The organism is Phenylobacterium sp. (assembly GCF_030698145.1).
Classification (GTDB): Bacteria; Pseudomonadota; Alphaproteobacteria; order Caulobacterales; family Caulobacteraceae; genus Phenylobacterium.
This window is the reverse complement of the sequence record NZ_JAUYNW010000093.1, coordinates 20,600-27,441: the sequence shown is the minus strand read 5'-3', so window position 1 is coordinate 27,441 and position 6,842 is coordinate 20,600. Positions and strand designations below refer to the sequence as shown.

7 protein-coding genes are annotated in these 6,842 nt (G+C 70.4%); 2 read left to right on the top strand and 5 right to left on the bottom strand.

The window, feature by feature from the left end; all coding sequences use genetic code 11:
• The 3 genes from infC to Q8Q77_RS14335 all read right to left on the bottom strand — a co-directional run.
• The coding region (infC, locus tag Q8Q77_RS14345) for a translation initiation factor IF-3 (protein WP_305584302.1) at positions 1-447 on the bottom strand (447 nt) is incomplete at its 3' end.
• Between the two features lie 120 nt (positions 448-567).
• Positions 568-1,542, bottom strand: a complete 975-nt coding sequence (locus Q8Q77_RS14340) for a glycosyltransferase family 9 protein (protein ID WP_305584301.1) — start codon at positions 1,540-1,542, stop codon at positions 568-570.
• Entirely contained in the window at positions 1,539-2,705 is a 1,167-nt protein-coding gene (locus Q8Q77_RS14335; RefSeq protein ID WP_305584300.1) for a glycosyltransferase family 4 protein, read from the bottom strand. Before Q8Q77_RS14335 ends, Q8Q77_RS14340 begins: the two co-directional genes overlap by 4 nt.
• A gap of 83 nt (positions 2,706-2,788) precedes the next feature.
• On the opposite strand from Q8Q77_RS14335, the gene Q8Q77_RS14330 reads away from it, so the two are divergent.
• On the top strand, positions 2,789-3,532 hold the full coding sequence (locus tag Q8Q77_RS14330) for an alpha/beta fold hydrolase (RefSeq protein ID WP_305584299.1): 744 nt from the start codon (positions 2,789-2,791) through the stop codon (positions 3,530-3,532).
• Positions 3,529-4,872 carry a chromate efflux transporter gene (gene chrA, locus Q8Q77_RS14325; protein ID WP_305584298.1) on the top strand — a complete coding sequence of 448 codons (1,344 nt, stop codon included), beginning with the start codon at positions 3,529-3,531 and terminating at the stop codon, positions 4,870-4,872. Before Q8Q77_RS14330 ends, chrA begins: the two co-directional genes overlap by 4 nt.
• A 168-nt stretch (positions 4,873-5,040) precedes the next feature.
• On the opposite strand, the gene Q8Q77_RS14320 is transcribed toward chrA, so the two are convergent.
• Both Q8Q77_RS14320 and Q8Q77_RS14315 read right to left on the bottom strand, forming a co-directional pair.
• Positions 5,041-5,895 (bottom strand): SDR family oxidoreductase, encoded by an 855-nt coding sequence (locus Q8Q77_RS14320; protein ID WP_305584297.1) that lies wholly within the window; start codon positions 5,893-5,895, stop codon positions 5,041-5,043.
• A 9-nt stretch (positions 5,896-5,904) separates the two neighbouring features.
• Positions 5,905-6,774 (bottom strand): UTP--glucose-1-phosphate uridylyltransferase, encoded by an 870-nt coding sequence (locus tag Q8Q77_RS14315; protein WP_305584296.1) that lies wholly within the window; start codon positions 6,772-6,774, stop codon positions 5,905-5,907.
• Between the last annotated feature and the right edge of the window lie 68 nt (positions 6,775-6,842).

Sequence of the window (6,842 nt, the reverse complement as noted above, 5' to 3'; positions counted from 1 at the left end):
GAAGTCGGCCTTCACCTTTTGCAGCAGCTTCATGCCCAGTTCCGGGTGGGCGAGTTCGCGACCACGGAAGCGCAAGGTGACCTTCACCTTGTCGCCCTCTTCGAAGAAGCGGTGCATCGAGCGCTGCTTCACCTCGTAGTCGTGGATGTCGATGTTCGGTCGCAGCTTGATCTCTTTGATCTCGACGACCTTCTGCCGCTTGCGCGCCTCGTTCTTCTTCTTCTGCTCCTGGAACTTGAACTTGCCGTAGTCCAGGATCTTGCAGACGGGCGGATCAGCGTTGGGAACGATCTCGACAAGATCGAGACCAGCTTCCTGAGCGGCTTCCATCGCCGACGAGGTGGGCATCACACCCTGCTTCTCGCCATGCTGATCGATCAGCAGGACCTTGGGGGAGCGGATGTCTTCATTGATACGCGGTCCGTCCTTGACGGGCGGCGTCTGCATGGGGCGGCGAATAGGCTTTTGCTCCTGGAGCTGTTTCAACGCGAAACGCGCCCGGCGCGAGAGCCGCGTCGGTCGTTCAAGTCAGTATATGACGAAGGGGGTCGTCCCAATCAAGCTGCGCTAGGCAGATGGGACCAGAGCATTCACAGCCTGTAGGACTTGGGACACAGGCAGATCGGCCAGGTTCTGGGCTTGCAGCACGGTCACGTGACCCCGCGGGGCGGAAAGCGCGGGGTTCGAGGCGCTGGAGAAAAGCACGATCGTGGCCGGTCCGGTGGCCGCCGCCAGGTGCAGCGGGCCGGTGTCGTTGCCGATCACCAGGGCCGCGCGGGCGCCCAGCGAGGCGATCCGCGCGAAGTCGGTGCGCCCGGTCAGGTCGCGGGCCTGGCCGACGGACTTCTGGATCTGGCGGGCGATCGCGCTCTCCTGCGGGCCGCCGATGACCACGACGTCGAAGCCGCGATCGTAGAGCGTCTTGCCGAGCTGAGCGAAGCGTTCGACCGGCCAGCGCTTGTCCAGCCGGTGGGCCGAGCCGCCGGGGACGAAGATCACATAGGGGCGCGGCTTCACCCCGCCCGGCATGGGGCGCTCCTGGCGGGCGTTGCGCACCACCCAGGACAGGTCCGGCGCCGGCGCCTCTCCCGGTTCGGTCGGCGCGTCGGGCCAGATGCCGGCGGACTTCAGCTGATCGGCCTGGCGCTCCAGGGTGTGCATGGTGTTGCGCTTACGGTTCCTGTGCGGCAGGGCGCAGCCCATGGCGATCCCCGACCATTCCGGCGGGAAGGGGCGCAGCAGATGGAAGATGCGGGCCGACTGCGCCGAGGTCTGCAGGTCGTAGACCCGGTCGTAGCGCGCGGCTCGCAGCCGGCGGCGCAGGGCCAGCCAGGCGCTGGGTCCCTCGGGACGGCCGTCGGTCTCCACGGCGTTGAAATAGGGGCAGGACTTGGCCAGCGCCTCGAAGGGCGGCGTGGTCAGCAGGGTGATCCGCGCCTTCGGATGGGCCTCGCGGATCTTCTTCATGGCCGCCAGGGCCAGGATGAAGTCGCCCAGGGCCGAGAGCTTGATGACCAGGACGTTGCGGATCTGGCGGCTCACGGCGCGCGCGCCTCCAGCACGCGTCCGTACGCCTCCAGAGTCGCCTGGCACATGGCGTCCACCGAATAGAGCCGGCGCGCGCGATTGGCGGCGGTCTGGCCCATGGCGGCCAGGGCGCCGGGGCCGAGGTCGCAGACCTTGGCCATGGCGGCGGCCCAGGCCTCGGGGTCGTCCGCCTTGACCAGCCAGCCGGTCTCGCCCGACAGCACCGTCTCGGTGGTGCCGCCGTGGTCGGAGGCCAGGACGGGCTTGCCCATCACCTGCGGCTCGACCGCCGTGCGTCCGAAGGACTCCGGCTTGGTGGTGGGCAGCATGGCGATGTCGCAGACCTGGTAGGCGGCCGGCATGTCGTCGCAGTGACCGACCAACAGGACCTGGTCCTGGAGGCCCGCCGCGGCGATAGCGGCCAGGATCTCGAGGCGATAGTCGGTGCGACCCTGGTCGTCGCCGGCGAAGATGATGACGAAGTCCGCCCGGCCCTGCGCCTTCAGCCGGGCGGCGGCCTCGACGATCATCAGGTGGCCCTTGATGCGGGTCAGGCGTCCCGCCAACAGCAGCTTCACCCGGCGGTCGGCGGGCGCGAACCCCCAGGCCGTCCGCAGGGCCTCGACCCGGTCTGGCAGCACCCAGCTGGGATTGAAGTACTCCAAGTCGATCCCGCGCGGGATCGAGACGATCCTGGCGGGGTCGAGGCTGTGTTCGGCGAGCACGTGGTCGCGGGTGTAGTCGGAATTGGCGATCACCAGGTCGCCCCGGGTCATGACCGCGTTGTACCAGCGCTTCAGGCCGGACTTGGCGTTGTAGACCCCGTGATAGGTGGCCACGAACGGTGTCTTGGTGGTCTGCGCCGCCCACAAAGCCGAGAAGGCCGGAGCGCGCGAACGGGCATGGACGATGGAGACCTTTTCCTTGCGGATCAGGTCCACCAGTCGCGCGGCGTTGCCCAGCATGACCAGGGGATTCTTGGTCTGGACCGGCATCTGGGCCAGGCGACCGCCGTCGGCTTCCAGGCGCGAGGTCATGCGTCCGCCCCGGGTGGCGACCAGGGCCTTGCCGCCGGCGCGCACGACCGCGTGGGCCACGTCGATGGTGGTCTGTTCGGCCCCGCCCGTCTCGAGCTCGGGCACGACCTGCAATAGGGTGAAGTCTGGGGGCAGCGTCACGCCGCCTTGCATAGCGTAAGCCCACGTTTGGTAAAGGCCCGCCGGGGCGTTCGCGCCGTCACTTCATTGGGTTATGAGGGGTCATGAGCGAGATCGCCGGACATCTGCCGCGCCAGGACGCAGCCAGGCTCGCCTGGCGGCGCGTCGAGGGGGCCGGGCCGGCCGTGGTCTGGCTTGGCGGCTTCAAGTCCGACATGGCCGGGACCAAGGCCCAGGCCCTGGCCGACTGGGCGCTGGCCAATGGCCGCGCCTATGTGCGGTTCGACTATTTCGGCCACGGGGAATCGGACGGCGACTTCGCCCAGGGCACGATCACCCGCTGGCGCGAGGACGTGCTGGCGGTGCTGGAGGCGTTGACGGCGGGACCGGTGGTGCTGGTGGGCTCGTCCATGGGCGGCTGGATCGCCTGCCTGGTCGCCGCGGCCCTGCCCGAGCGGATCAAGGCCCTGGTGCTGATCGCGCCTGCCGCCGACTTCACCGAGAAGCTGATGGGCGCCGAACTGACCCCCGCCGACCGCGAGGCGCTGGACCGCATCGGGATCTGGCTGCGGCCGTCGGACTATGGCGACCCCTATCCGATCAGCGCGGCCCTGCTGGAGGATGGCGCGCGCTGGTCGATCCTGCCCGGCCCGGTGAACGTCGATGTCCCGGTGCGCATCCTGCAGGGGGGCGAGGACCCCGACGTCCCGTGGCGCCACGCCCTGGAGCTGGCCCAGGCGATCCGCGGCGACGACGTGGTGTTCAGCCTGATCAAGGACGGCGATCACCGGCTGTCGCGGCCGGCCGACATCGCCCGGCTGATCGCGGCCGTGGAAGAGGTCTCGTGAGCGGCAAGGCCGCCCTGCCGAGCTTCTGGGCCGCGGCGCGGGTCTGGGCCCGGATCGGCCTGCTGAGCTTCGGCGGCCCCGCCGGCCAGATCGCCCTCATGCATCGCGTGCTTGTCGAGGAGCGCGGCTGGATCGGGGAGCGGCGGTTCCTGCACGCCCTCAACTACTGCATGCTGCTGCCTGGCCCCGAGGCCCAGCAGCTGGCCACCTATGTGGGCTGGCTGATGCACCGCACGGCGGGGGGGCTGCTGGCGGGGATCCTCTTCGTCCTGCCCGGCGCGGCGGTGATGCTGGCCTTGAGCATCCTCTACGTCGTCTATGGCGCGACCCCGGTGGCCGAGGGCCTGTTCCTGGGCGTGAAGTGCGCGGTGCTGGCCATCGTGACCGAGGCGGTGCTGCGGGTGGGGCGGCGGGCGCTGAAGTCGCGCGCGGCCTTGATCGTGGCCGTGGCCGCCTTCCTGGGCCTGTTCGTGCTCAACATCCCGTTCCCGCTGGTGGTGGCGCTGGCCGGGATCCTGGGCTGGGCGGCGCCAGCCCTGTTCGGCGGCGGCGCGAACGGCCACGAGGTCGAGGACCAGACGCCCGGCCTGGTGGACCAGGTCATCGACCAGGGCGGCGCGGCCCACCTGGTCCCCTCGCGGGGTCGGGCCCTGCGGGTGGCGGCGATCTGGCTGCCGATCTGGCTGGCGCCCGTCGCCGTGCTGTTCGCCCTGTTCGGCGAGGCCAGCGTCTGGACCAAGATCGCCGGCTTCTTCTCCACCATGGGGGTGGTGACCTTTGGCGGGGCCTACGCCGTCCTGACCTATGTGGCCCAGGCCGCCGTCGACGGCTTCGGATGGCTGAGTCCCGGCGAGATGGCCGACGGCCTCGGGCTGGCCGAGACCACGCCAGGGCCGCTGATCATGGTCCTGCAGTTCGTGGGCTTCCTGGCAGCCTACCGCAACGCCGGGAGCCTCGATCCCCTGGTCGCCGGCTGTCTGGGCGCGCTGCTCACGACCTGGGTCACCTTCGCGCCGAGCTTCCTGTGGATCTTCCTGGGCGCCCCCTATGCCGAGGCCCTGCGCGGCCATCGGGCGGCCGCTGCGGCGCTCGCGGCGATCAGCGCGGCGGTGGTGGGGGTGATCGCCAACCTGGCCGTGTGGTTCGCCCTGCACGTCCTGTTCGCGCGGGTGACGGAGGTCGCGGGCGTCGACGTGCCGGACCTCTTGAGCCTCGACTGGCGGGCGGCTGTGATCACCGCTGCGGCGATGATCGCCATGCTGCGCTTCAAGCTCGGCATGGCCCCCACCCTGGTCGCCTGCGCCCTGGGCGGATTGGGACTGAGCGCGCTGGCGGGGTGATCTACCCTAAGATGCTCCCCTCCTGGGGGAGCTCCCGGCCGAATGGCCGGGTGAGGGGGACTTTGACTCTTGCTTGTGGGCTGCAACCCCCTCCGTCTCGTCGCGAAGAGGCGACGATCCACCTCCCCCATATCGCGCTGCGCGCTGGGGGAGGATCTGGGGCCCGCCCTAACCCCCCGCCGCCAGGATCGCCGCAAGGCCTTCGCGGTAGGTCGGATAGACCGGCCGCCAGCCCAGCTCGGCCTTGGCCCGCGCGTTGGCGACGCGCTTGCTCTCGGCGTAGAAGCGCCGCGCCTGGGGGGTCATGGCCTCCAGGTCCAGCGGCTCCTCGGGCGGCGGCGCCATGCCCAGCAGGCGGGCGGCATAGGCGACGACGTCGCTGTTGGCCGCCGGCTCGTCGTCGCAGAGATTGTAGACCCCGCCGGCGCGCGGCCGCGCCATGGAGGCGTCGAGCCCCGCGGCCAGGTCGTCGACGTGGATGCGGCTGAACACCTGGCCCGGGGCGTCGATGCGCCGGGCGCGGCCCTCGCGCAGGCGGTCAAAGGCCGAGCGGCCGGGGCCGTAGATGCCGGGCAGGCGGTGGACGGTGACGGTCAGGCCCATGCCGCGCCCGACCTCCAGCCAGTCGCGCTCGGCGCCGACCCGGCGCGCGCCCTCGGTGGACTGGGCGGCCAGGCGGCTGTCCTCGAACACCCAGCCGCCGCCCCGGTCGCCATAGACCCCGGTGGTGGAGAGATAGCCGATCCAGTCGGGGAAGGCCTGCGCCCGCGCCAGGGCCGGGACCAGCACCTGCAGGGCCGGGCAGCCTTCCGGTCCGGGCGGGGCGGTGATCAGGATGGCCTGGCAGCTCGCCAACCGCTCGGCGACGGCGCCTATGTCGTCGGCCGCCACCGGATCGAGGCCATCCGCCGCCATGGCCGCGCCAGCTTCAGGCGTGCGGAAGGTCGCCGAGACGTTCCAGCCGCGCAGCCGCTGGGCCAGCGCCTGGCCTGCGAAACCGTAGCCGTAGATGAACAGCCGCAACGGGCAGGCCTAGAGCAGGGCCGCGATCGCGGCGCGGGCGGCGTCGCCCAGGTCGGGACGGGCGAGGGCGAAGGCGACATTGGCCCGCAGCAGGCCGATCTTGTCGCCGCAGTCATAGGTGGTCCCGTCATATTCCAGGGCGTGGAAGTCCTGGGCCTTCATCAGCTCGGCCATCGAGTCGGTGAGCTGGATCTCCCCGCCCGCACCCTTGCCCTGGCGCTCCAGCAGCTCGAAGATCTCCGGCTGCAGGATGTAGCGCCCCGAGATGATCAAGTTCGACGGCGCGGTCCCGGCCGGCGGTTTCTCGACCATGCCGGTCATGCGGTTCAGCCGCCCCTCGCGGCCGTCCAGGGCGACGATGCCGTACTTGTGGGTCTCGCTGTCGGGCACGGCCTCGACCACCACGATATTGCCGCCGACCTTGTCGTGGGCGGCCACGGCCTGGGCGAGCGCCGGGGTCTCCGCGGCCATCAGCATGTCGGGCAGGATCACGGCGAAGGGCTCGTCGCCGACAATGTCGCGGGCGCACCAGACCGCGTGACCCAGGCCCAGCGGCGCCATCTGGCGCACGAAACTCATGGAGCCGGGCGGCAGGATATCGCGGCGCACCTCGGCCAGGACGTCGTGCTTGCCCTTGGCCTCCAGCGCGCCCTCGATCTCGGGATTGCCGTCGAAATAGTCCTCGATGGCGCCCTGGCCGCGGCTGGTGATGAACACGAAGTGCTCGATGCCGGCGGCGCGGGCCTCCTCCACCACATAGGACAGGATCGGGCGGTCGAAGACGTTCAGCAGGTTCTTCGGGGTGGCCCGGGCCACGGGCAGCACCCGCGTCCCCAGGCCCGCGACCGGCAACACCGCCTTGCGCACGCGTTTGGTCATGCAAGCTCTCCAGTCGCCTATCGGACTAGCCGATTCGGCCAACGAGTTTGATCAGACCCTTTTCCTCC

Bases quoted from the DNA above. Each gene is read 5' to 3' on its own strand.
- Q8Q77_RS14330 (WP_305584299.1), top strand. From the start codon at position 2,789: ATGAGCGAGATCGCCGGACATCTGCCGCGCCAGGACGCAGCCAGGCTC.
- Q8Q77_RS14315 (WP_305584296.1), bottom strand. From the start codon at position 6,774: ATGACCAAACGCGTGCGCAAGGCGGTGTTGCCGGTCGCGGGCCTGGGG.